General features: G+C 57.0%; 18 protein-coding genes, 1 tRNA gene and 2 pseudogenes. 13 read left to right on the top strand and 8 right to left on the bottom strand.

Going from position 1 to position 22,314, the window contains the following annotated elements:
- The first annotated feature begins 6 nt into the window (after window positions 1–6).
- From ybgF to EYC98_RS00405, 4 genes are all read left to right on the top strand, one after another.
- A complete protein-coding gene (gene ybgF, locus EYC98_RS00420) occupies window positions 7–831 on the top strand; it encodes a tol-pal system protein YbgF (RefSeq protein WP_279243325.1) in 825 nt (274 codons plus the stop codon).
- 10 nt (window positions 832–841) lie between these two features.
- On the top strand, window positions 842–1,510 hold the full coding sequence (gene queE, locus EYC98_RS00415; RefSeq protein WP_279243324.1) for a 7-carboxy-7-deazaguanine synthase QueE: 669 nt from the start codon (window positions 842–844) through the stop codon (window positions 1,508–1,510).
- The gene (gene queC, locus EYC98_RS00410; RefSeq protein ID WP_279243323.1) at window positions 1,510–2,196 is read left to right on the top strand and encodes a 7-cyano-7-deazaguanine synthase QueC; all 687 of its coding nucleotides are present in this window, start codon (window positions 1,510–1,512) and stop codon (window positions 2,194–2,196) included. The genes queE and queC overlap by 1 nt, the downstream gene beginning before the upstream one ends.
- Window positions 2,197–2,307: 111 nt before the next feature.
- A tRNA-Lys gene (locus EYC98_RS00405) sits at window positions 2,308–2,383 on the top strand.
- A gap of 760 nt (window positions 2,384–3,143) precedes the next feature.
- On the opposite strand, the gene EYC98_RS00400 is transcribed toward EYC98_RS00405, so the two are convergent.
- Together EYC98_RS00400 and EYC98_RS00395 are read right to left on the bottom strand one after the other, a co-directional pair.
- The gene (locus EYC98_RS00400; RefSeq protein ID WP_279243322.1) at window positions 3,144–3,536 is read right to left on the bottom strand and encodes a hypothetical protein; all 393 of its coding nucleotides are present in this window, start codon (window positions 3,534–3,536) and stop codon (window positions 3,144–3,146) included.
- 105 nt (window positions 3,537–3,641) lie between these two features.
- Window positions 3,642–3,938 (bottom strand): annotated as a pseudogene (locus EYC98_RS00395) (IS91 family transposase); the annotation flags it as partial.
- On the opposite strand from EYC98_RS00395, the pseudogene EYC98_RS21685 reads away from it, so the two are divergent.
- A pseudogene (locus EYC98_RS21685) lies at window positions 3,930–4,073 on the top strand (IS6 family transposase); the annotation flags it as partial. The pseudogenes EYC98_RS00395 and EYC98_RS21685 overlap by 9 nt on opposite strands.
- 70 nt (window positions 4,074–4,143) lie before the next feature.
- On the opposite strand, the gene EYC98_RS00390 reads toward EYC98_RS21685, so the two are convergent.
- Window positions 4,144–5,745 carry an alpha-N-arabinofuranosidase gene (locus EYC98_RS00390; protein WP_279243321.1) on the bottom strand — a complete coding sequence of 534 codons (1,602 nt, stop codon included), beginning with the start codon at window positions 5,743–5,745 and terminating at the stop codon, window positions 4,144–4,146.
- Between the two features lie 207 nt (window positions 5,746–5,952).
- Here EYC98_RS00390 and EYC98_RS00385 point away from each other — a divergent pair, with 207 nt between their 5' ends.
- Window positions 5,953–6,867, top strand: a complete 915-nt coding sequence (locus tag EYC98_RS00385; protein WP_279243320.1) for a LysR family transcriptional regulator — start codon at window positions 5,953–5,955, stop codon at window positions 6,865–6,867.
- 22 nt (window positions 6,868–6,889) lie between these two features.
- On the opposite strand, the gene EYC98_RS00380 is transcribed toward EYC98_RS00385, so the two are convergent.
- Window positions 6,890–7,681, bottom strand: a complete 792-nt coding sequence (locus tag EYC98_RS00380; protein WP_279243319.1) for a glucose 1-dehydrogenase — start codon at window positions 7,679–7,681, stop codon at window positions 6,890–6,892.
- A gap of 5 nt (window positions 7,682–7,686) precedes the next feature.
- Window positions 7,687–8,748, bottom strand: coding sequence for an NAD(P)H-dependent amine dehydrogenase family protein (locus EYC98_RS00375; protein WP_279243318.1), 1,062 nt, complete (start codon window positions 8,746–8,748; stop codon window positions 7,687–7,689).
- Here EYC98_RS00375 and EYC98_RS00370 point away from each other — a divergent pair.
- Window positions 8,742–8,885 (top strand): hypothetical protein, encoded by a 144-nt coding sequence (locus EYC98_RS00370; RefSeq protein WP_279243317.1) that lies wholly within the window; start codon window positions 8,742–8,744, stop codon window positions 8,883–8,885. The genes EYC98_RS00375 and EYC98_RS00370 overlap by 7 nt on opposite strands.
- Window positions 8,886–8,970: 85 nt before the next feature.
- Complete coding sequence (locus EYC98_RS00365) at window positions 8,971–9,777, top strand: SDR family NAD(P)-dependent oxidoreductase (RefSeq protein ID WP_279243316.1); 807 nt, start codon at window positions 8,971–8,973, stop codon at window positions 9,775–9,777.
- Here the strand turns inward: EYC98_RS00365 and EYC98_RS00360 are convergent.
- Window positions 9,752–11,965 carry a DUF3604 domain-containing protein gene (locus EYC98_RS00360; protein ID WP_279243315.1) on the bottom strand — a complete coding sequence of 738 codons (2,214 nt, stop codon included), beginning with the start codon at window positions 11,963–11,965 and terminating at the stop codon, window positions 9,752–9,754. The genes EYC98_RS00365 and EYC98_RS00360 overlap by 26 nt on opposite strands.
- A gap of 222 nt (window positions 11,966–12,187) precedes the next feature.
- Here EYC98_RS00360 and EYC98_RS00355 point away from each other — a divergent pair, with 222 nt between their 5' ends.
- The 5 genes from EYC98_RS00355 to EYC98_RS00335 all read left to right on the top strand — a co-directional run bounded on the left by EYC98_RS00355 (window position 12,188) and on the right by EYC98_RS00335 (window position 19,838).
- On the top strand, window positions 12,188–13,105 hold the full coding sequence (locus EYC98_RS00355; RefSeq protein ID WP_279243314.1) for an NAD-dependent epimerase/dehydratase family protein: 918 nt from the start codon (window positions 12,188–12,190) through the stop codon (window positions 13,103–13,105).
- A gap of 9 nt (window positions 13,106–13,114) precedes the next feature.
- Complete coding sequence (locus EYC98_RS00350) at window positions 13,115–14,587, top strand: FAD-dependent oxidoreductase (protein WP_279243313.1); 1,473 nt, start codon at window positions 13,115–13,117, stop codon at window positions 14,585–14,587.
- A gap of 139 nt (window positions 14,588–14,726) precedes the next feature.
- A complete protein-coding gene (locus EYC98_RS00345) occupies window positions 14,727–15,932 on the top strand; it encodes a sulfotransferase family protein (RefSeq protein WP_279243312.1) in 1,206 nt (401 codons plus the stop codon).
- Complete coding sequence (locus tag EYC98_RS00340; RefSeq protein ID WP_279243311.1) at window positions 15,929–17,242, top strand: aspartate aminotransferase family protein; 1,314 nt, start codon at window positions 15,929–15,931, stop codon at window positions 17,240–17,242. Before EYC98_RS00345 ends, EYC98_RS00340 begins: the two co-directional genes overlap by 4 nt.
- Before the next feature lie 154 nt (window positions 17,243–17,396).
- Window positions 17,397–19,838 carry a TonB-dependent receptor gene (locus EYC98_RS00335; protein ID WP_279243310.1) on the top strand — a complete coding sequence of 814 codons (2,442 nt, stop codon included), beginning with the start codon at window positions 17,397–17,399 and terminating at the stop codon, window positions 19,836–19,838.
- Window positions 19,839–19,944: 106 nt separating this feature from the next.
- On the opposite strand, the gene EYC98_RS00330 is transcribed toward EYC98_RS00335, so the two are convergent.
- Window positions 19,945–21,132: a CaiB/BaiF CoA transferase family protein gene (locus tag EYC98_RS00330; protein WP_279243309.1), complete on the bottom strand. Its 1,188-nt coding sequence runs from the start codon at window positions 21,130–21,132 to the stop codon at window positions 19,945–19,947.
- Window positions 21,133–21,141: 9 nt separating this feature from the next.
- Window positions 21,142–22,296 (bottom strand): sulfotransferase family protein, encoded by a 1,155-nt coding sequence (locus tag EYC98_RS00325; protein ID WP_279243308.1) that lies wholly within the window; start codon window positions 22,294–22,296, stop codon window positions 21,142–21,144.
- Between the last annotated feature and the right edge of the window lie 18 nt (window positions 22,297–22,314).

The following is a 22,314-nucleotide window of genomic DNA, read 5'->3' as shown; positions in this document are numbered from 1 at the left end:
TAAACGATGTTACCGCGCCTGACCCTGTTGGTCGGGCTGGCGCTTGCTGCCAGTCCGGTGCTGTCTCAGGACTATATTGACCTGGAAGCTGAGCGCAAGGCTGCGGCCAGCGCTGAGGTTAGCCAACCGGCACCGGTAACACCGTCCGAACCCGCTGCGCCGGTTGCAGCGGCTCCTGTCTCGGCCTCTCCAGCAGAGCAGCAAAGCGGTCAAAACCTGGGTGAGTTGATGTATCAGCTGCAGCTTTTGCAGCAGGAAGTCATGAACTTACGCGGTCAGGTTGAAGAGCAGGGGCATCAGTTACGGCAACTCAAGCAGCAGAGCTTGGAGCGCTACCTTGACCTCGATAAGCGCCTGGGCGCAGGGGCGGTAGCAACCAGTCCTGATGCGAGCAAAGTGGTGGCTGCTACTGCGGTTGCCGCCAAGCCCTCGGTTACCGAGATACCTGGCGAAACCGAAGCCTACAAAGCTGCCTACGGGCTGGTGCGCAGTCAGCGCTTTGATGATGCTATAGCCGCCTTTGACACTTTTTTGCAGAGCTACCCCGACGGTCGTTATGCGGCGAACGCGCACTATTGGCTGGGTGAGTTGTATTTGGTCATAACACCGCAGGATCTGGAAGCGTCGCGTCAGGCGTTTACACTGCTGCTGCGTGAATACCCCGATAACAGCAAGGTACCCGACGCACTGTATAAGCTGGGTAAGGTTTACTTTCTTAAGGGTAACTCCGCCAAGTCGCGTGAGTATCTGGAGCGGGTGATCGCTGAGTTCGGCGATAGCGATAGCTCGGCCGTAAAACTGGCGAAGGATTTCCTCGCCGAAAATTTCTGAGGTACTCCGAGTGCCTGCTACAAGTCAGCGGCGTGATGACACGCTGCGAATTACCGAAATCTTTTATTCCCTGCAGGGTGAAACCCGCAGCGCGGGCCTGCCCACCGTATTCGTGCGCCTGACGGGCTGCCCTTTACGCTGCCATTACTGCGATACCGAATATGCCTTTTACGGCGGCGAGTTGCGCACACTGGCGGCTATTGTAGAGCAGGTGGCTGAATACAAGCCGCGCTATGTCTGCGTGACCGGTGGCGAACCGCTGGCCCAGCCCAATTGCCTGTCGTTGCTGACAGCCCTGTGTGATGAGGGCTATGAGGTGTCCTTGGAAACCAGCGGCGCTATGCCAGTGGCTGCTGTTGACCCCAGAGTAGTCAAGGTCTTGGACCTGAAAACACCGGGTTCGGGGGAGGCCGGGCGCAATGACTATGCCAATATGCCGCTGCTGGATGGGAACGATCAGGTCAAGTTTGTTATCTGTGATCGGGCTGACTACGAGTGGGCACGCTTCAAGATTGATGAGTACAACCTGACTGAGCGGGCCGGCGATGTGCTGATATCACCCAGCTTTGGCCAGATAGATCACACCGCGCTGGCGGACTGGATTGTGGCCGATAATTTGCCGGTACGCTTTCAGCTGCAGTTACACAAACTACTTTGGTCCGACGAGCCCGGGCGCTGATGGTGGCCACTGAAAACAAAGCCGTGATACTGGTATCCGGTGGGCTCGACTCAACTACCGTGGTAGCCATGGCGCAAGCCGCTGGCTACGACTGCTACACCCTGTCATTTGATTACGGCCAGCGCCATCGTTCGGAGCTGGTGGCTGCTGAGCACGTGTCACGAGCCATGGGGGTGCGGGAGCACAAGGTGGTGCACCTCAATCTGGATAGCATTGGCGGTTCAGCTCTCACCGATGAGGCAATCGCTGTCCCCGAGCAGGCCACTGAGGGTATACCGATAACCTATGTGCCAGCCCGCAATACCGTATTTCTATCTATCGCCTTGGGTTGGGCGGAAGTATTGGGTGCCCAGAGTATCCATATTGGCGTCAATGCCGTCGATTACTCCGGATATCCCGATTGCCGTCCCGAATTTATCAGCGCCTTCGAAACGCTGGCAAATCTGGCCACCAAAGCCGGCGTAGAGGGTCAGCCGCTGCGCGTGGAGACCCCGCTGATGCGCATGGGTAAAGGTGAAATCATAGAGGTTGGCATTGGACTGGGGGTGGATTATAGCCTCACCGTGTCCTGCTACCAGGCTACTTCAGAAGGGCTGGCCTGCGGTGTCTGCGACAGCTGCCGATTGCGGCGGCAGGGCTTTATTGATGCCGGCGTGGCAGACCCGACCCGTTATATTGCCAATTAAGTGCATGCCCAAACCCCTAAGTCGCTGATTTAGTACGCGATACGCTATAAAAAACCCCAGCCAAACCCTTGAGTTTTCCCCGCAAATCCGTACTATACGCACCTCCTTCTGGGGCCGTTAGCTCAGTTGGTAGAGCAGTTGGCTTTTAACCAATTGGTCGCTGGTTCGAATCCAGCACGGCCCACCATATAAACAATAAAGGCTGCCCTTCAGGGCGGCCTTTATTGTTTATATAGCGGGTTGTTGCGGAAAGAACCAGACCTTCGACAAACTCGCCTCGCAGGCGAGTTTGGACGCCCGCAGCGCACAGCGCGAGGACGCCCGTAGGGTGATCGCGGCCCCTAGGCCGCAATCATCAATCCAGCACGGCCCACCATATAAACAATAAAGGCTGCCCTCCAGGGCGGCCTTTATTGTTTATATAGCGGGTTGTTGCGGAAAGAACCAGACCTTCGACAAACTCGCCTCGCAGGCGAGTTTGGACGCCCGCAGCGCACAGCGCGAGGACGCCCGTAGGGTGATCGCGGCCCCTAGGCCGCAATCATCAATCCAGCACGGCCCACCATATAAACAATAAAGGCTGCCCTCCAGGGCGGCCTTTATTGTTTATATAGCGGGTTGTTGCGGAAAGAACCAGACCTTCGACAAACTCGCCTCGCAGGCGAGTTTGGACGCCCGCAGCGCACAGCGCGAGGACGCCCGTAGGGTGATCGCGGCCCCTAGGCCGCAATCATCAATCCAGCACAGAGGTACGCACCCCCTCGCTTCAGGGCGGCCTTTTTTGTTTATATGGTTGGGTCGTCTGAAGCGGACCCGGAGCGCCGGCCGCACCGTTCGACAAAATGTGACCAGGTGAGTCGGATGCTTTGATCCTTTTGAATAGCCCCGTTAAGTTGCCAGTACCCCGGATCGTCAATTGACCGTGCACGATTTATAGAACACCCGCGCTAGTCGGTCAGTTCACGTTTCAGTTCGTCCTTGTTGACCTGGTTCTTGTCGCTTTGCACCAGCGGCAGAGACTTCTTGTAGACCACCTTGCTGGGAATCATATAAGAGGGCCGTGCAGCTGTGCTGCAGGGCCGGGAGTGCGATTGGCGGGCACAAAAAAAAAGACCAGTCGCTAGACCTAGCGATACACTGAGGCCCAGATGAAGAAAGGTATAGTAAATAAAGACATCAGATCCGAGTATAAGAAGTATTAATGGGGTGTCGAAAGTAACTGGTCGTCCAGCAAATAGTCTCGGATCCTGAAATGGTGGAAGACGACGCGCGTTAGCAGACTCGCGCAGTGCCTGCGGTGAGTACTCGCTTAGTTGGTCTTGTAAATCTTTTTCGCTCATCTTAGAAACCTGGCACGAACCGGTACGGCGCTCCGGACGCTATACCAACGAATTCCTCAGTGGCGTCCCTGCTGATTGAATGCTGTTGACCTGGAATCCTTCCCAAAGGAACAGGACGTGAAAGTGAATATTCAGGTTCAAGGCGCTGCCAAAACGCTGGATCAGCGTGACCGCACCGGTGGCGCCATCTTTGAGTTGATACCCAGCCTTGTGTACCAGGTGGGTCGAAATCGCCCGATAAACGATTCCTAGGACTTTACCCATTGCCTGGTGATGAGCGGCGAATAGATACCTTAACGGAAAGGGAAAACTTATGACCCACTGACGAAGCGGTACATCGGGAAAAACTTCATCAGAGAGAAGGGTCGCTGTCTCGGCCATGCGGTGGGCTCCACAGTTAGGCAGGCTCAGAGATTTCTGGGTGCGCATGCTGCGGTCTCCAATCTCTTCAATTTCGGCCGGCACAAGGTCGGTGCTCAGCATTATCGTGATCTCAGGATGGGTGCGCTCGCTGATTGGAGTAGGGCGGTAGTTTGAGATCTGAGGATAGATTCCTGTGATCTCAAAAAGTTAACTTGTCAAAACCGTCGATACCCCTTTTAGCACCTTATTTCTGCCGGATCACCATCATCGATTTTGCAGGGACAGTGATCACTGAATTTGTTGCTTGCAGGTCGATGTCGACGGTTCGCGGTGTGATTACCTGGGGTTCAGAGAACGTGTTGTAAGCATCCATAGTTTTTGCCGTTAACACTTCTCCCAGCCATTCACTTTCACTTTTTGAGCCGGTGAGGTTCAGTCTCAGGGTGTGGCTTTGGTGAGGATCGGTGTTGATCAAACCGATAACTACGCCGTGGTCTTCGCTGACCGCGGCGGTGGCGCTCAGCGCGGGTATACTTTGCCCGGCGTGAGAATACTTTGGAACTTTTTTCAGTTGCATATCCAGGCGTGTGGCTCCCTGAAACGGCACATGCATTTTGTAGGCGTAGTAAGTTGGCGTCAGTACCATGTCATTGCCGCGGGTGATCACCGGGGCTTGCAGCACGTTCACCATCTGGGCAGGGCTGGTCATTGTTACCCTGTCCGCATGGCGATGAAAGATGTGGAAGTTGAGGCCTGTTACCAGCGCATCGCGCAGGGTGGTCGCCTGTTCCAGGAAGGCTGGGTTGGTATCTGGAGTGGGGTCATACCAGCTACCCCATTCATCGACGTAGAAGGCGACACTGTTGTCCGGGTCGTTGCGATCCAGCACTTTACGATTGGCCTCCAGATAGCCATCCATCAACAGGGTTCGCGCCAGCGTGGAGATCCACTGTGTCTCGGGAAAACCCGAGGCGGGCCCTTTTTTTTCTGATAGGGCTGTACCCTGTGGGTGTGTGTAGTAGTGAAAGCTCACCGCATTGAAACCCAGCAGGAAGTCGGGCTCGATATTCTCGGTCAGGTAGTCGGTCCATTCGGTCATGCCGCCCGCGTTGACGTCGTCACCATAGCCGTGCCCGCCGCTGGCTATCCATTGAGTCTGGATGGGATAGGTCCAGGGAGTGCGCAGAAATGTGCTGTAGTGCTTGTAGAGAGAGGTATAATACTCCGGTGACATGCCGCCGCCGCAGCCCCAGGACTCGTTGCCGATGCCGAAATGGTGCAGCTTGAACGGCTTCTCCCGGCCGTTGGCGATGCGCTCGCTAGCCAGCCCATAGGGGCTGCTGCTGGTCATGTACTCCACCCAATCGGCCATCTCGCGGGGGGTGCCGGTACCCAGGTTGCCGTTAACGTAGGCCTCAGCGCCCAGTTGTTCGACCAGGTCAAAGTACTCGTGGGTGCCGACCGCATTGGACTCCTGTATTTCTCCCCACAGGATATTCACCCGCGATGGTCGTTGATCCCTCGGGCCGATGCCGTCGCGCCAGTGATAGGTGTCAGCGAAACAGCCGCCAGGCCAGCGCAGAACCGGCACCCGGATTGCCTTAAGCGCCTCGACCACATCATTGCGCCAACCCCGTGTGTTGGGAATATCTGACTCCTCCCCGACCCAGATGCCGTCATAGATGGCCCGGCCCAGATGTTCGATAAAGTGGCCGTAGACGTTTCTTTCAATGACCGGGCCTGTTTGGTCGGTGTGCACGGTCAGGCGCGCTTCTGCATTGGCATTGGTGCTGCAGAGTAGTGCCATTAGCAGGGGGGCGGAGAAGATCAGGACGGATGTGCGCATGGAGCTGAGCCTCAGGCTGGGTTCTAGATGGACAGATGCATGTTTCCTAGCATAGATCGTTGGGCTCGCTTGCCTAGTGCAAACGCGGCATAGGTGCTATAGAACTCAACCAGCCCGGTGTTGCCTTTACTTTATTTACTTTCACCAGCTGCGATTGTTTTTCGCTATAATGCAGCTTCATCCCCGAGTGTGCTCACGGAGCGTCCTGTGGACAATTACAAACTCTATATCACCATTGTTGAGCAAGGCAGTTTCAGCAAGGCGGCTGAAAAGCTGGGGATCACTCAACCCACGGTCAGCAAACAGGTTGATCGCCTGGAAGAGAGGCTGGGTAGTAAGCTGTTCAAGCGCAGTACCAGAAAGCTGGTGTTGACCTCAGCGGGTGAGCGCTACTACGAGCGGGCTAAGGAGATCGATGCTCTGGTACAGGCTACCGAGCACGAGATCCGGCATATCTCCAGCACTGATGAATCTCGCTTGCGCATCGCTACCTCACCGGCGCTGGCAACCAGTATTCTGCCGCCGGTTCTGGACAAGCTGCTGGTTTCCCATCCGGATGCACGATTTTATCTTCAGATAGAAGACACCACTCCCTCGGGGTACTACCAGCGTAGTTTTGAGTTGGAATATGACCTGTTTATCCGCGAGGGAGAAGGCGCTGAGAGTAATATGTCCGCGCGTCCGCTGGGTGATATCCCCCTTGGGTTCTATGCTTCCCCGGAGTATCTGGCCCAACACGGTACACCGAAATCGATCGCTGAAATCGGTGAGAATCACCGGTGTATCGGCACCCGACTCGACCTGTCCAACCCCTGGCTGGAAAAAACTGTGGCCGACGTACCCTACCAGACCTGGAGCTGGGAGCTGACCAGCAATGATGGCTCCAGCCTTATCGCCTTCGCCGAGGCCGGGATGGGCGTACTGTTCCTCTCGGACCATCTGACCCAGGCCAGCGTGAAGCGGGGAACCCTGCAGAAAATTGTCATCGAGGACGAGCTTCACAGTGTCCCGGTAACTGCCCTGTACCGGCGGGCTTATTTGACCAGCCTGGCACGGGAGTGCCTGGATCTGCTCATAGAACACATGGACGCCACGTATCCCCGGCTGGCTCTGCAGCGATAATTGTACGGCCGTGGTTCCCGGCCTAGACCGGTGGCGTTGGTACCCAGATTGCCGGCGCTGTGACCCCGCCGTCCACCTGGAATACCTTCCCGGTAACCCATGCCGCTGCCGGTGATGCGAGAAACAACGCTGCAGCGGCGATATCTTCAACGTCCCCGGGGCGATTCATAGGGACTCCGTCATTGAACTGTTTCTCCGCGGCTTCGTTTTGCAGTACGACCTTGAGGGAATCGGTCGCCACGCCCCCCACACTGATTGCGTTGACGCGTATCCGGGGTGCGAATTCCGGAGCCATATTGCGGGTCATCATGTTCATCGCAGCCTTGGCAGCACCGTAGGCGACGAAGGAAGTTTGCACCATGTCGGCGGAGCGTGAGGAAATATTGACAATGGCACCGGTGTTATCGTTCTCCACCATCTTGCGGGCGACCTTCTGACTGAGCAGGAAGGCCGTAGTGACATTGAAACGCAGGGCTTCCTCGAAAAACTCTTCTGTTGTATCCATAGCGGGGCAAGGCATGGTACCCCCGGTATTGTTGACCAGGATGTCGATGCGCCCGAAGGTTTCCATGGCCGACTCCACCAGGCGATCAAGGTTCTCGGTCTGCATCACATCGCATTGCACCGCCAGTGCACGGCGACCGAGTTTCTCGATTTCCGCAACGGTTGATTCAATGTCTGCCAGGGTGCGTGCGGCACACACAACATGGGCGCCCGCCTCGGCGAAGGCTATCGCGGTACCGCGTCCAATGCCCTTGCCGGCGCCGGTTACAATGGCAACTTTGTCTGTGAGTTTGAAACGATCCAGTATCATGCTGATTACTCCTGAAAGTGCGGCGCGGCGCGACCGCTGATGAGTGGCAGGTCGAGATATGACTTGATGCCCGGGCCGGCGGCGCAGACATAGGGGATAGCGCTGACACAGTGCAAGGCAGTTACTACAACCCCCTCGTTACGCAGCAGGCCGGCTTCGACGCTGGCCGGATGGCAGCCGTGAACGGTCATGCTCATGTCCGGGTCTCCCTGGATGGCAATCTCGTAGCGCGGACCTTCGGGGCCAAAACCCCAGCCTTCCTCCAGGTGTTCCTCGCCCATTAACCAGCACACAGATGCGGATATCACAGCTTCTCCGTTGACCAGTCCTTCCCAAGTGAATTTCTGCCCGGCAACTTGACCAGGCTCGATGATGCCGATGGGTGAATCAATAGCAGCGGTGGCCACTGAGATGTCGTGGATGGTGCGCTTGTCAGCGTCCAGTTTGAATCCAAGTTCGTGGGCCACCATGTCGATAGACTGCATAAACCCGGTACCCATGAACTTGACCATCGGACTCTGACGGGCGGCTTCAGGCGTGTGACCGAACAGCATCATGTCGCGCACCACGTCCGGCGCGCCGTAGGTCCTGATATCGGAATACTCATCGATGCGCACGTGGGTGATGCCGCGGGTCAGCGCCGACAGGGTCAGGGGAAATCGTTCGGTCATCCCCCCTGGGTGTATCCCGGTGCCGTGCAGGGCCGAGTTACCCGTTTTACACGCTGCATCCAGTGGCTGAGTATCGAGGGCGTCGAAGGGATAGACCCAGCCGACAGAGGTCACTACTGATTTTCCCGAACTGAGTAGGTCGATCACTTCCTGTTCGTTGGGGAACAGGGGTGTGTAAACCACGCAGTCGGCATCAAGTGCGAGAATATCGGCCTTGTTGGAAGTTGCGACAACGCCCATTGGTCCGGTGCCAATAATTTCGCCGACATCCATGCCGTGTTTGGCCTCACTGTGAACCCAGCAGCCGACCAGTTCCAGCTGTGGATGATCGAGAACCGCTTCGATGGCCGCTTTGCCAACGCCTCCGGTGGCCCATTGGATTACCCGGTATGTCATCTGCCTTCCCCTGTGTTGTGGTGATTGTAGGCATGGTAGGTGTCTCCCCTCCGGGCTGGAACATCATTCGGGGAATAGCAGTGATGCCCATTGAATTCAGAAAAAAAGCTATGGGTGTTATGCGTCAGGCGGCATAGGCAGTGGAGCCAGCACTGCATAGCATAGTGCTTCACGTTTATTCACCCCGAATTGGCTTTCGCAGATGCCAGTGGAGTATCAGCTATGGGAACACTTTGCGAAAAATACGGCGGCTGGGCGCTGGTTACCGGTGGCTCACAAGGTATCGGCAAGGGATTTGCGCGGCGTCTTGCCGCGGAGGGCTTCGATGTCGTACTCACCGCTCGCCGACAGGAAATCCTCGACGCCACCGCCCTGGAATTGAGGGAGGAGTTCGGCGTTCAAACCAGAACGCTGGCACTGGATATGACCCAGGGTGGCGCGATAGAACAAATTTTTGAGGCAGTTAAAGATCTGGAAATCGGCTTCCTGGTTAATAATGTTGCCTTCAGTAAACCGGCGCCCTTCCTGGACCTGAGCTCGGGCAATATCAGTAAGCAGGTCTATGTGAACGTGGAGATCGTAGCCCAGCTGAGCAGTCATTTTGGCCGGCAGATGCGCGAGCGCGATCGTGGCGCCATCATCAATGTGTCCTCCCGTACCGGGGAGATTGCCATGCCTTACTTCGCCATGTACTGTGCCACAAAGTCATTCATCAGTATTCTGACCGAGTCGCTGTGGTTTGAATTGAAGAACACCCAGGTTGATGTACTGGTGGTCAAGCCCGACCAGACTGCCACCGAGGGTTATCTGGCGAAGAATCCCACGATCTGGGGTGATGCTGGCATACAAACCGTCGAGGAGTGTATCGAGGAATCCATCTCGGCACTGGGCACCTATGCCGGTTGGCTGACCTGGCCCAAGAGCCGGGACGATGTTGCCGAACTGCGGGCGATGCCCTTGGAGGAGGCTATCACTCGCAATGGTGAAGGCATGTTGAGCGTGTTCACTGAGCAGTTAGGTGCGGGCTGAGCGACTTTTCCAGTCCACCGTAATCGATGTAAATGGGGGATGACCAGGCGCGCTGTTCGGTCATTTCCAGACAATCTTCTTTGCTCCCCCCACCCATGCACAGTCTCGCAGCCTCGCAGTTACCGGCCTCATCAAATTCACAACGCAAAGGATCACCTTGTATCGCGGGGGTGGCTTCCTGGATGACTCGCGCGTAGTACAGCGCCTCCCGTTGGAGTTCGGAAAACGAGTTATCGACGAACTCTGCTTCACAGGTGCGACTCTCTGGTGGACACTCATAGGTCATCCAGGGGTCTTCGATCAGCGCAGCGGTGCTGGTATCACCCTGCTGCTGTGGCAGTATTCGCACCAGTTCCAGGCGTGTAACCGACCAGGCATCGTCGTCCGGGTAAAAGCACTCGCCGCGACATAATGTCTGCATACGGTCTGCACCCAGCGCCAGGGAGACCGATTCCGGACAGCCCGGGCGTTGCTTCAGGCTGCCCGTTCCGCGCACCCGAAAGCGCGGGTTCGCGATTGTCTGGTGTTCAGTACCCATGGGATACCAGTTGCCATCGGTGGCCATCATCTCGAACATCAGGCCAATCCGCGGCCCAGAGGTGCCGTATACTTCGCGCCGATAGAGAGCATCCCAGATAGCATCCCTGCTGCGACCCTCGCTGTACAGGGCAACCAGACCACCGGAGTAATAGAAAGCGTTAGAAAGGTCCTCTGAATCCGGAAACGGGGACCAGGGGCTGGGGGGCACTGGCTGCGCCATGCCTGGCCTGGCCGGATCCGGAATGGTGGGGGCAGAGGCTTTCTCTTTCACATCAGTAAAATAGATGCGCTGCTGTTCTTTATAGGTAGCCCCCGCCCGTGCGCTATGGATATCCGTGGAGGCGATAAAGCCAGGACGAAAGCGCTTCCCCGTGCCGCCCAGGGTCAATGAATACTGTGCGGACTGCAGCGGCTGGTAGTAGTACGACGGTTGAAATTCGCCCACAAGCTGGTCACAGCTGCCCCAGTCATTGGGGTGGGTGTCGGTGACAACATCCCTGGCGCGACTGAACTGACTGTGTACCCCCATGTTATCCAGGTACATTTGTCGCGTAGTTGCCGCTCGTTGTTCACAGTCAGTTGAATTGCTGCCTGTGGCCAGACAGCGTTCGCTGATGATTTCTCCGGCACGCCAGCAACAGGGGACATAACCGTTCGCTGGTGCCGGGCAGATGTCGGCATTGCGCAGGGGCTGGGCAATGTCGCGGAAGACTTCGGAGTTGCCGTGGCCAGAGTAGACCTCCAGCAGCCGCTGATACTTGGTGTTGTGCTGTTCAATTTGCACGGCGAAATCCGCGCCGGGTGGATTGGTATTTCCCCAGGCCATGCCATGAGGGATCACCAGTGCGTCGAAGCCCCACTGGTCGAGCTTGGCGAACAGCTGTGCGGGTGTCTCCGCAGATTCGTAGCAGCCGCCAGGTAGCTCCCTCACATCGCCGGCGGGGCAGGGGGCCATCTCTGCCAGTGTTTGTACGTGGCTGGCGAGAGACTGATACTCCTCCAACTGCAATCCGCTCATGGCCATCCACGCCAAGCCACGGAGCAAGACGGGCTGCAGAGCCAACTGTCTGAAGGTGTTGCTCTCCCCGGAGGCAATAGGGCGACTCGGTGTGCGCTCGGTTGTCAGTTCGCGAAATATCACATTCTTGTGGCCATAGTGATTGCCTGGTTGCCCCTCCGGGCTCCCTTGCGTCCATTCCCAACCGAGGAATGAGACCATGTCCGGGTTGTGCGCATCCGTGGCGGCCTGGCAGTTTCTCAACGCCTGCCCCGTGGCCTGCCATTGCCAGGGTGTCAGGCCCTCTGCATGGTCGTTGATGCTCCAGAAGTCCAGTGCCGCACAGTAGCGCGCAAAGTCGCAGGCGTCGGCGGGAGTTGTATAGGGTGTAGCCTTGGAGGCTGGAGTGTCGGTTAGCGCAGCGTCGATCGAATAGCTGGTGTGAACATGCAGGTCGCCGAACAGCAGGGTCCTTTCTGCATTGCCGCGAGAGGGGGCTTGCACCTGAGGGCTCCGGTTTGGTGATTTGATGCTGGCGACGGGTTCGGCTGCTGGTTGCTCATCGAAGAATGCGGCAGAGCCCACCAGCCAGGCGGCGGCCAGCACAAGTAGCAACGCGGTTGTTATTGCCAATATCAGGTTTCTGATCATGGTGTTGTCGTTGTCTCGCAATATAGGTGGATGCGTCCTGTATGAACAGCGACCATGCTAGGAGAGCGCGCGCTCGCTGTACAGGCCGCGCGATTTATAGCACCTATAGGTAGAGACCCTGTGCTATTTGGGTGATATCGCAATGGCTGCTATATGCGCCACCGGCTAATTGTTTGTAACTGGCCGGCCTATACTGGGGCTTTTTCTGCGCAAGAGAGTCTCATGCAGTTACACAACAGCAAAATTCTGGTGACCGGGGCAACCGGCCAACTCGCCCATTTTATTGTCAGCCGCCTGGCTCCCGACAATACTGTGCACACGATGGCGCGTTTTGGTTCGCCGGGCAGTATGGATAAGCTGGAAGCTATTGGTGCTACCTGCATCAAGGCGGATTACGCCAGCGACGATCTCAGCCACCTGGATGATGATTACGATTACGTACTGCACTTTGCGACCTACCAGGTGCCGGGTAGCGAGGACTTCGAGGAGGCGATCCGGGTCAACGCGGTGGGTACCGGAAAGCTGATGCATCGCTTTGCACGGGTCAAAGCGTTTTTCTTCAGCTCCACCTGCTCCGTGTACCAACCTCAGGGCGCGCACCCGTTGAAGGAGACCGATCCATTGGGAGACAGTATGCGTGGGTTCTGTCCTACCTATGCCTTCTCCAAGGTGGCTGCCGAGGCTGTGGTGAAATTTACCTCAGAGCAGTTTGGCATTCCTGCGGTGATAGCGCGAATGAACGTATCCTATGGTCAGAACGGCGGATTGCCTGTTTTGCACCTGGACGCCATGCGCAAAGGGGAGCCTATTTACCTGTACCCGGACAAACCGAACTTTTACAACCCGATCCACGAAGAAGATTACTTCAGCAAGATGCTGGAGTTGCTTGATCACGCTGCGTCGCCCCCCCCGGTGGTGAACTGGTGCGGCAGCCAGACGGTATCCGCTGAAGAATGGTGCGAGTACATGAGTGGCCTGCTGGGTGTAGAACCCAAGTTCGTTTACTCCGATCAGATGATCCCTGGCTCGCCCTGCGACACCACTTTTATGCATGAACTGGTTGGTGAAACCCGCATTGACTGGCGCGAGGGTATGCGTCGCCTGGTCGAGGAAGGTGCGCACGATGACCGTGCGGCCTGAGCAGAAGCTGTGAGCAGTAAAGTCTCTCCGAGTCGGCCGCTGCGACGCGAGTCGGTCGAATCCTGGCACCTGGAAACCGACGTGCTTATTGTCGGTCTCGGTGCTGCCGGCGCCAGCGCAGCGATTACTGCCAGAGACGCCGGCGCCGAGGTGGTGGTGGTCGAAGCGGCCAGCGCCGGCGGCGGCACCACAGCGCTGGCCGGTGGTCAGATCTATTTCGGTGGTGGTACGCCGACCCAGAAGGCCTGCGGTATCGAAGATAGGCTGGAGGACATGTTCCAGTACCTGATGCTGGCCAGCGGTCCCAGTGCCGATGAGGCGCGAGTCCGGGAATACGTGGACAACAACCTGGCGCATTTCGATTGGCTGGTGGAACAGGGTCTGGAATTCAAGCCCGAGTACGTCAAGGCCAAGCTCAATAACACCCATGGCGACGAGGGGCTGATCTATTCCGGCAATGAAACCTGCTACCCCTACGATGAACAGGCCCGGCCGGCACCCCGCGGTCACAAGGGCAAGGCGAAGGGAGAGGGCGGTGGCGCCCTGTTGATGGATACACTGATTGCCTCGGCGGAGCGAAAGGGTGCATGGGTCCTGTATGAAGCCCGTGCACTGACCTCTATTGTCGATGAGCAGGGTCGTGTAGTTGGGCTTGTTGTCCGCATCGACGGGGAGGAACGCTGTATTCATGCGCGTGGCGGCGTCGTGCTGTGCGCCGGTGGCTTCATCATGAATCGCGAGATGTTGGCGCAGCACGCCCCGCGACTGTTGCTCAGTAACTTTCCGCTGGGTAACCCCAATGATACCGGGATGGGTATTCGCATTGGCCAGGGCGCAGGTGGCTGCGCGATCAATATGCACGAAGGTTTTGTGTCACTGCCCTTCTACCCGCCCTCCTGTATGGTTGAAGGGATCCTGGTCAACGGCAAGGGGCAGCGGGTGGTGGCCGAGGATGTCTATCATGGGCGTTTGGGCGAGGAGATGTTTGCGGCTCCGGACGAAAAGTTCTACATGGTCATTGATAGTCGCAATTTCGAGGCCATGGAGAAGCCGCCCCTTGGCGGTTACAGCGTTGCAGCCGTGGGTGAAACCATTGAGGAGTTGGAAGCCGAGCTGGCATTGCCGCCGGGAATGCTGGCTCACACCCTGGCTTTCTTCAACGAGCATGCAGCGGCGGGCCAAGACCCGCTGTTTCACAAACGTCCTCCGTACCTCAAGCCACTGGATCAGCCACCCTATGCGGCCTTTGATTTCTCCATGGGCGGCGGTGCCTGGTTCCCAGCCTTCACCTTTGGTGGACTGGACACAAGCCTGGATGGTGAAGTGCTTAACGCGGAGGGTGAGGCCATTGCTGGACTGTTTGCGGCGGGGCGCACGACCTGTGGTTTACCACGCTGGGGGGCGGGCTATGCCTCGGGCATGTCCATCGGGGATGCGACCTATTTTGGGCGCAAAGCTGGCGCGGCGGCTGCGGGATGCTAGGGCGTTCCCTTGGACAGCGGTACCCGCTTGTCGAATACGCCAATTTTTTTATAGCAGTACTTCCTTGGGCGACATTCCGGGGTCGGCGGCGCCTATGTGAACATAGGTCGCCTGAGAGATTTGATCGGGACCTTATCGTATGCAGAATTTAATGGCGCGGCTTAAACCCTGCGCAAAGTTCATTGATTGGATCGAGCCGCTGCATGAGACGGCGATTGAAAATACCGGGCTGACGGATTTCGGTGAAGATCAATCCTACCTGATTGGGCTCAATAAGTTACTTGAGCAGCAAGATGAGGAATCTGATCTGCAGGTGCCTGTCGGCTACGCCTTGAAGTTGCTGTTCGTGCTGGAACAGCGCCTGAAAGCGGAGCAGCGTTTTAAACACAATCCAGGGGTACTGGATATCAATATTGAAAAACCCCTGGTCATCACGGGTATGGTGCGTACCGGCAGTACGGCGATGCAGCATCTCGCCGGTGGAGACCCGAACCGGCAGCATTTGCAATACTGGATGAGCGAATACCCGCAGCCGCGTCCGCCACGTGAAGCCTGGGCGGAGCATCCGGACTTTGTCGCCTGCCAGGCGCGTCTCGATCACCTTTATTCCAGGGTGCCGGAAACCAAGGCGATGCATTTTAACGCCGCTGATATTCCCGATGAGTGTGCACACCTCATGGCGCAGACTTTCACTGACGAATACTGGCAAATCTGTTCCCGGGTACCGCTCTACAACGAATGGTATGAGCATTGCGATATGGTGCCGACCTATAAACAGCACCGCAAACTGCTGCAGTTGATTGCCTGCAATGAACCTGAAAAACCCTGGACCATCAAGTACCCGGTACATCTGAAACACCTTAAGTCGTTCCTCAAGGTGTATCCCGATGCCCGTATTATCTGGACCCACCGGGACCCGGCGTCGGTGTTATCTTCCTATACCAATATGAATGCCACTAATCGCGCCATGTCAGTGCGTCCGGAGACCCTGGACCGGGAAGACCTGTTTCATGAGCAAATGGAGGTCTGGGCCGATGCTACGGCCCGTGCGGTAGAGGTGCGCAAGCAGTACCCCGACGCGCAGTTTGTTGATGTGCATTTTGACGAGTTTGTTGCTGAACCGGTACAGCAGATGAAGAAAGCCTACACCCATCTGGGCATCGAGTGGACCGAGGCCGCCGAGCAGGGTATGACCAGCTGGCACCTTGATCACCCGCGGCACAAGCATGGCAAACACCGCCACAGCGGAGTGTCCGGCTATAAAACTTCGCCGGCGCAGGTTCACGAGCGATTTTCAACTTACCTGAAGGCCATTGATGTGCGCCTGGATCAGGAGGGGTCATGACAGCTTCCTATACCCGTAAACCGTCTACTGCACAGGAAAAACAGCTGCTGGCACAGTCAGACCAGCACCTCGCCTGTGGTATCCGTTCGGCATCGATCAACCCCGAATACAGCATGGTGATAGCCGGTGGTCGGGGCTCCCGGGTCTGGGACGTCAGCGGCAACCACTATATTGACTACCTGCTGGGTTCGGGCCCCATGTTCCTCGGCCATTCTCATCCGGCTATGGTGGAAGCCGTGCAATCGCGGCTGGCCGCTGGCAACTCCTTCCTGTTGACCAATGATGCTGCGATCGAGCTGGCGGCCCTGATTGCGGAGGTGGTGCCTTGTGCGGAGAAAGTCAGTTTTCACAATTCCGGTTCGGAGGCAACCTTATATGCCCTGCGCCTGGCGCGTGCTTATCGCGGCAGAGACAAGTTATTGAAATTCGAAGGGGCCTACCACGGCATGCACGACCACGCCTTGATGAGTGCCCAGTGGACCACGAAGGTCGCGGATTTTCCCCAGGCCGTCAGCAACTCTTCCGGTATCACCGCCAACACCGCTGAGGATGTGCTTATCGCGCCCTTCAACGACCTGCAGACTACGGAAGAGATTATTCGCCGCCATGCAGACGAGCTGGGTTGCGTGATGGTGGAGCCCCTGTGCCGCACGTTTGTCCCCGCACCGGGTTTCCTCGAGGGGCTGCGTGAGCTTACCCATGAACTGGATATTCCCCTGGTGTTTGACGAGGTTGTTACCGGTTTTCGTCTCGCCCTGGGGGGCGCCCAGGAGTATTACGGGGTAGTACCGGACCTCTGTGCTGGCGCCAAGGCTATTTCTGGCGGGCTGCCCTTTGGGTTCGTCGGCGGCCGCGAAGACATCATGGCCCTGGCGGGGCGTGCCGGCGTTGAATCGGGCCGGCATGTTCGCCTGACCGGCACCTACAGTGGCAATGTGATGAGTTGCGCGGTGGCGAGTGCACTGATTGGCGAATTGCGCCAGCCCGGAGTCTACGAGGCGGTTAATGCCAAAGGCGAGCGACTTCGTAAAGCGCTACAGGAATTATTGCTGGCGGCAGATATTCCCGCCCGTGTGCTGGGTGAGGCAACGGCCTTTCAACCCTGGTTTATCGACCAGGATGTGATCGATCACCGCAGTTCCCTGGGCTATGACTGGAAGCGCCAGTTCAAGCTACAGGATCTGCTGTTGGATCGGGGAATACTGAAAGGTCAGGAAAAGTTTTTTGTCTCCACCGCACACAGCGATGAAGACATCGATACAACCATTGCCGCACTGGCGGATTTGATGCCCGAACTCAAGGCAGGGTGAATCAGTCGCGAAACTATTCGCTGGTTCTATAGCACTTCAAGGTGAATGCGCTAACGCGTCTGGGTAATGGACGCTTATAGTGTGACGGGTGATACCGCGTAAATTGAAACTCAAAGCCGCCTGATAATATAAATCAGAATAACGAGGTAAGCTGATGATTAAGTTAAATAAAAGAGAAGCTGCATCAACCTTTCTTATGGCGGCAAGCTGTCTCCCGCCAGCCATTCCGGCGGTGTATGCCGAGAGTAGCCTGGTGTTGGAGGAAGTGATGGTTACCGCGCGGCGACGCACGGAATCCCTGCAGGACGCGCCCCTGGCGGTCTCGGCCTTCAGTGGCGACGACCTGATGGACGCCGGTGTGACCAACCTCGCTGATATCACCGAGATGGTGCCGAATCTGCAGATTTCGCGCCCCTCCAGAGATGCCAATATCTATATTCGCGGGGTAGGGCCCGCCCGTGGTGCAACCAACGTGACCGAGCTCAGTGTGGGCGTTTACATTGATGATGTGTTTATTCTCAAGCCCCATGGTCAGCTGATGGACCTTGCCGAGATCCAGTCTGTGCAGGTGCTGCGCGGTCCTCAGGGCACGCTGTTTGGCAAGAATACGACAGGCGGTGCCCTGGTCGTCACTACGGTCAAACCACAGGAAGAATTGGGTGGCTATATCCAGGCCACCGTGGGCAATGACAACCGGCTCAACTTGCAGGGTTCCATTGATGTGCCACTGGGTGACAGTTTCCTGACCAAGCTTACGCTCACCAGTGTCGAGGCCGATGGCTACGGACAGGACCCGGTGCATGGGACTGAGCTTTCCGATGAAAACAGGCAGGGCGCCCTGCTGCAGGCACGCTGGTTGGCATCGGACAGATTTACCGCTGATTTCAGTTACTTTTATAACAAGATTGATGAGAACCTGCTGGCTATGGGTGACTGCGTAGTGACCAACCGCGACGCAGCTATCCCCGGCGCCGGGCTGATTACGCCAGCGACCGGGTTGGACCTGATGCCTGATTTTTGTGAGCGTGCCAGTGATGGTATCGCCACCTACTATGACCCCGATCGCAAGTTTGAACTGGAGGCGCACATGGCCTCGGTCAACCTATCCTGGGATATCAACGACGACCATACCTTGAGGAGTATTACCGCCTGGCGGACCCAGGAAACCCCTAATATCAACTACACCAATACCTATGCCGGCTTTCCCTCAGGGCAGCGCTCGCTTGAGGATGGGGAGTCCACGCAGGTGAGCCAGGAATTTCAGCTCAGCGGCGACTTTGCAGAGGGTTCCCTGCGCTACACTCTGGGCGTTTACTACATGGAGGATGAGTCGGATACCGGGCTGTCATCCACCTGGAATGGGGTGGATGGTATCTGGGCGTCCAGCATCGCTGATGGCCTGCCGCCAGGGCTGGTCGCAGCGCTGACCAATTACAACGAACAGGGCCAGGATGCCAAGAATAGTACCCTGGCGGTCTTCACCCAGTGGAGCTGGGATATTACCGACAACTTTGAACTGACTGCGGGCGTTCGCTACGGCAGCGAAGAGCGCGAGCTGGAAACCCAGCGCACCGATGCGGCGCTCCCCTGGGATGCCTATGCCGATGTACCAGGCGCCATTATTATCCCCGGATCAGTCGTGCTGATGACCTACGATACGTTTTTTAATGAGGCCGAGTCTGCATTGCCGCTTGCGCTGGGGGATACCACCAGGCTAGAGACTGACAAGACCTTTGACAGTACCACGCCGATGGTCAGTGCCGCGTACTCGATTCCCCAGGAGGCGCTGTCGGATAGCCTCAACGGCCTGATGATGTACGCCAGCTATACGGTCGGCTACAAGGCAGGCGGCTTCTCTGACTTTAATGTCGGCGAGTTGGTTCCCTTCGAAGAGGAGGAGATCGACAGTATCGAGATCGGTTTCAAACTGGATGCCTTCGATAATCGCCTGCGTCTCAACGCCGCATTCTTTTCCATGGAATACGATGAAATGCAGCTGTTTGTGGCGCGCCCGGATCCCGATCCAAACTCTATCGGCACCTTGCAAGGTGTCACCAACGCGGGCGCTTCCAAGATCAAGGGCGCGGAATTGGAGCTGGCGATTATTCCCGCCGATGGCTGGTTGATCAATATCACCGGTAGCTATGCCGATGGCAAATTTGATGAATTTGACGATTTCGTCATTGATCCTGAAACCGGTGAGCCAGTTATTCTGGATCGCTCTGATGAGGCATTGCCCTCGCTGCCGGAAACCTCTTTCAGCCTGGGTATTCAGTACGACTGGCAGACGGGAATGGGCGATTGGTCGGTGCGCGCGGATGCCTTTTATCGCGACGAGATCTACTGGGGATTTGACGCAGCCACCTGGGATAACCCACTGGCGCGGGAGGCCTCAACCACCGACAGCTTTACCGTGTTTAACGCGCGGGTGAACTGGCAGGTCAATGACAGTTTTTCTATTGCCGCCTGGGGTAAAAACCTGGCGGACGAGGAGTACACCGATGGTGGTGTTGGTGAGACCGCTAACCTGGGCCATGTTGTGAAGGGGATGGCACCGCCGCGCCGCTACGGTGTGGATGTGCGCTTCGACTTCTAGTCGATCAGAGTAATTAGCAAAAGGGCCCGCCGAGCGGGCCCTTTTTTTTGGTCACGTGAAGATAGAGGCCGCCATCAGCTAATTGCGTGCAAACCTGTGGTCGAACCTAGCCCGCGATTAGAGCGTCAATATGTTCTTGTTGGTAGCCCAATGCAGCGAAGACTTCACGGGTATGCTCGCCCAGCGCAGGGGGGGCTGTAGGCTTATGGCCACCCAGGTTGCCGTTGACCACAGCCGGGTGACGCACGCTGCGATAGAGGCCGGAGCGGGGGTGCTCTTGCTCGCTGATCAACTCCCTCGCCAGTACCTGTGAATCCTGGGGAACGGCGTGACTCTCCTGGACCCGGGCGTGAGGTACACCTTCGGATTTAAGCCGGGGTACCAGTTCATTGCTGGTAAATTGCCGAACATGCTCGAGAATACACTGTTCCCAGTCGGGAAAGTTCTTAACCCGTAGCTCTGTTGTGGCAAACCTTGGCTCACTCAGCAGGCTCGACGCATTCAGCGCGCGGCACAGGCCTTCAATTTCCTTGGGCTGTACAGCGCTCAGGACCAAGTGGCCGTCTGCGGTAGGGAACAGACGGGAAGACTCCGAAAGACGTCGCTGCAGATCGACCCCCTCGCCGATAAAGGTCTGGTTGGTCATGCCGTCTGGCCAGAAGAATGACAGGCAGGCATCGAGCATGGCCAGTTCCATGCGACAACCACCGCTGTTCCACTTTTCCCGCTCGTACAGGGCCGCACAGATCGACTGGGTCGCGGTGATGCCGGTGACCTTGTCGCACAGGGCTGTCCTGATCAGGTCGACCTCACCCGTATCGGGCGCCCGCTGCTGCTCGATCATTCCTATCATTGCCTGCAGAATGGTATCGTAGGCGGGCTCGCTGGCCCGCGGCCCATTGCTGCCGAAACCGTTGATCGAGACGTAGATCAGTTGTGGGTTGATCGTCTTGATGCGTGGGTAATCCAGCCCGAGCTTTTGCATAACCCCGGGTCTGAAGTTTTCTACCAGCACGTCAGCCTCCGCCGCCAGCCGTATCAAAGCCTGCTTGCCTGCCTCGATATCGAGGTTTAATGCGACCGACTTCTTGTTGCGATTTAGGTTGGCGAACAGGGCACTCAGGCCGTTCCTGGAGGTTAACAGGTGACGCGAAAAATCACCGACACCGGGACGCTCGACCTTGATCACTTCTGCACCCTGATCACCCATCAGCATGGTGCAGTAGGGCCCTGAGATCACGGATGTCAGGTCGACAACTTTTATCCCCCGCAGGGGTCTACCGGGCGTTGACATGTCTTCTCCTTAAGCCGCTGAACTCTGGTCGGGACGCGGCCACTGAAATTCTTGGTAGAAATCCTCCAGCTCTGCCAGCATTCGCTGGGTATCGATGCCGTATTCCTCGGCGCTGTAGCTGTGCGTTGTTTTGTGCTCGCGCGCCTTGCTGTCCCGTTCCTGCAGCTGCTCGCGGTAGGCTTCGCAGAGAGGTAATTCCAGCTTGTTGTAGATCGACTCGATCGTGTTCAAAGGTTCCGCGACCAGGTCCCTGTAGTCCACAACCATGTGTGGTGTCCGGGTTTTTCTGGAGAGTACTTCCCGGGGCATGCGATAGCAGTCGTAAGACATGGTCTCAAGTATGCGCAGGGACTCGGCGTAGTCCTCCGACTGCCAGCCCTTGCCGAGGTAATTGCCCTCCATCAGTTTCATGTTACTGGGTACGCATTCCAGGGGATCGCGAATGTTGATCAGAATTCGCGCGTCGGGAAATGCCTCGATAATGCTGGCCACCCGGCCTGAATACACCGGGTTCTTGGAGAGGTGTATCTTGTCGCCACCGCAGAGATACAGTTGCCGGCGTACGCACTCCTTGAAGGTGCCCATAACCCGCCGGCGCAGTTTCTCCGGTTTTCGGTCCAGGTAGAACATGTCATTGATGTCCATAACCGGGGCGGCGAGTTGCCAGTACGCTGCAAAGAAAGTGACATTCATAACGAAGTCATCTTCCTCGGGAACCCACAGACCCATGTTGTGGATATGGCGGTAGGGCCCAAAGGTCTTGTCATCCCAGGCCTGGATGCGCTTGAAGAAAAAGCTGTTCAGCAGAGCCCGGTCGATGACGCCAAGACCGCGAATAATTTTCTTCTCCAGCAGCGAGGGAAAGAACATCTCCCAGTACAGGAAGAAACTGAAGCGATCGGCATCGTAGGCGAGCAGTCGTGAGAGAAGCGTGGTGCCACTGCGCGCGTGGCCGACGATAAAAATGGGCTTCTCAATTTTCTGGAACCACAGCCCTGGGAAGAGGATTTTGTCGAGGAAGAAGAACACCGAGTGAACCAGGTAGAGCAGGGGTACTACCAGAATCAGTCTCAGTAACAAGGCGTTGCGACCCGGCCAGTGTTTTTTGTGCCAGATGCGGCGCAGCATGTTGAAGTAATAGCTGAGGTCGAAATAGAGAAACATGTTCTCTCCGCAGGTTTG

The sequence above is a fragment of the Candidatus Litorirhabdus singularis genome (assembly GCF_026262625.1).
GTDB classification, from domain to species: Bacteria; Pseudomonadota; Gammaproteobacteria; order Pseudomonadales; family Halieaceae; genus Litorirhabdus; species Litorirhabdus singularis.
This window is presented reverse-complemented; position numbering and strand designations above follow the sequence as displayed.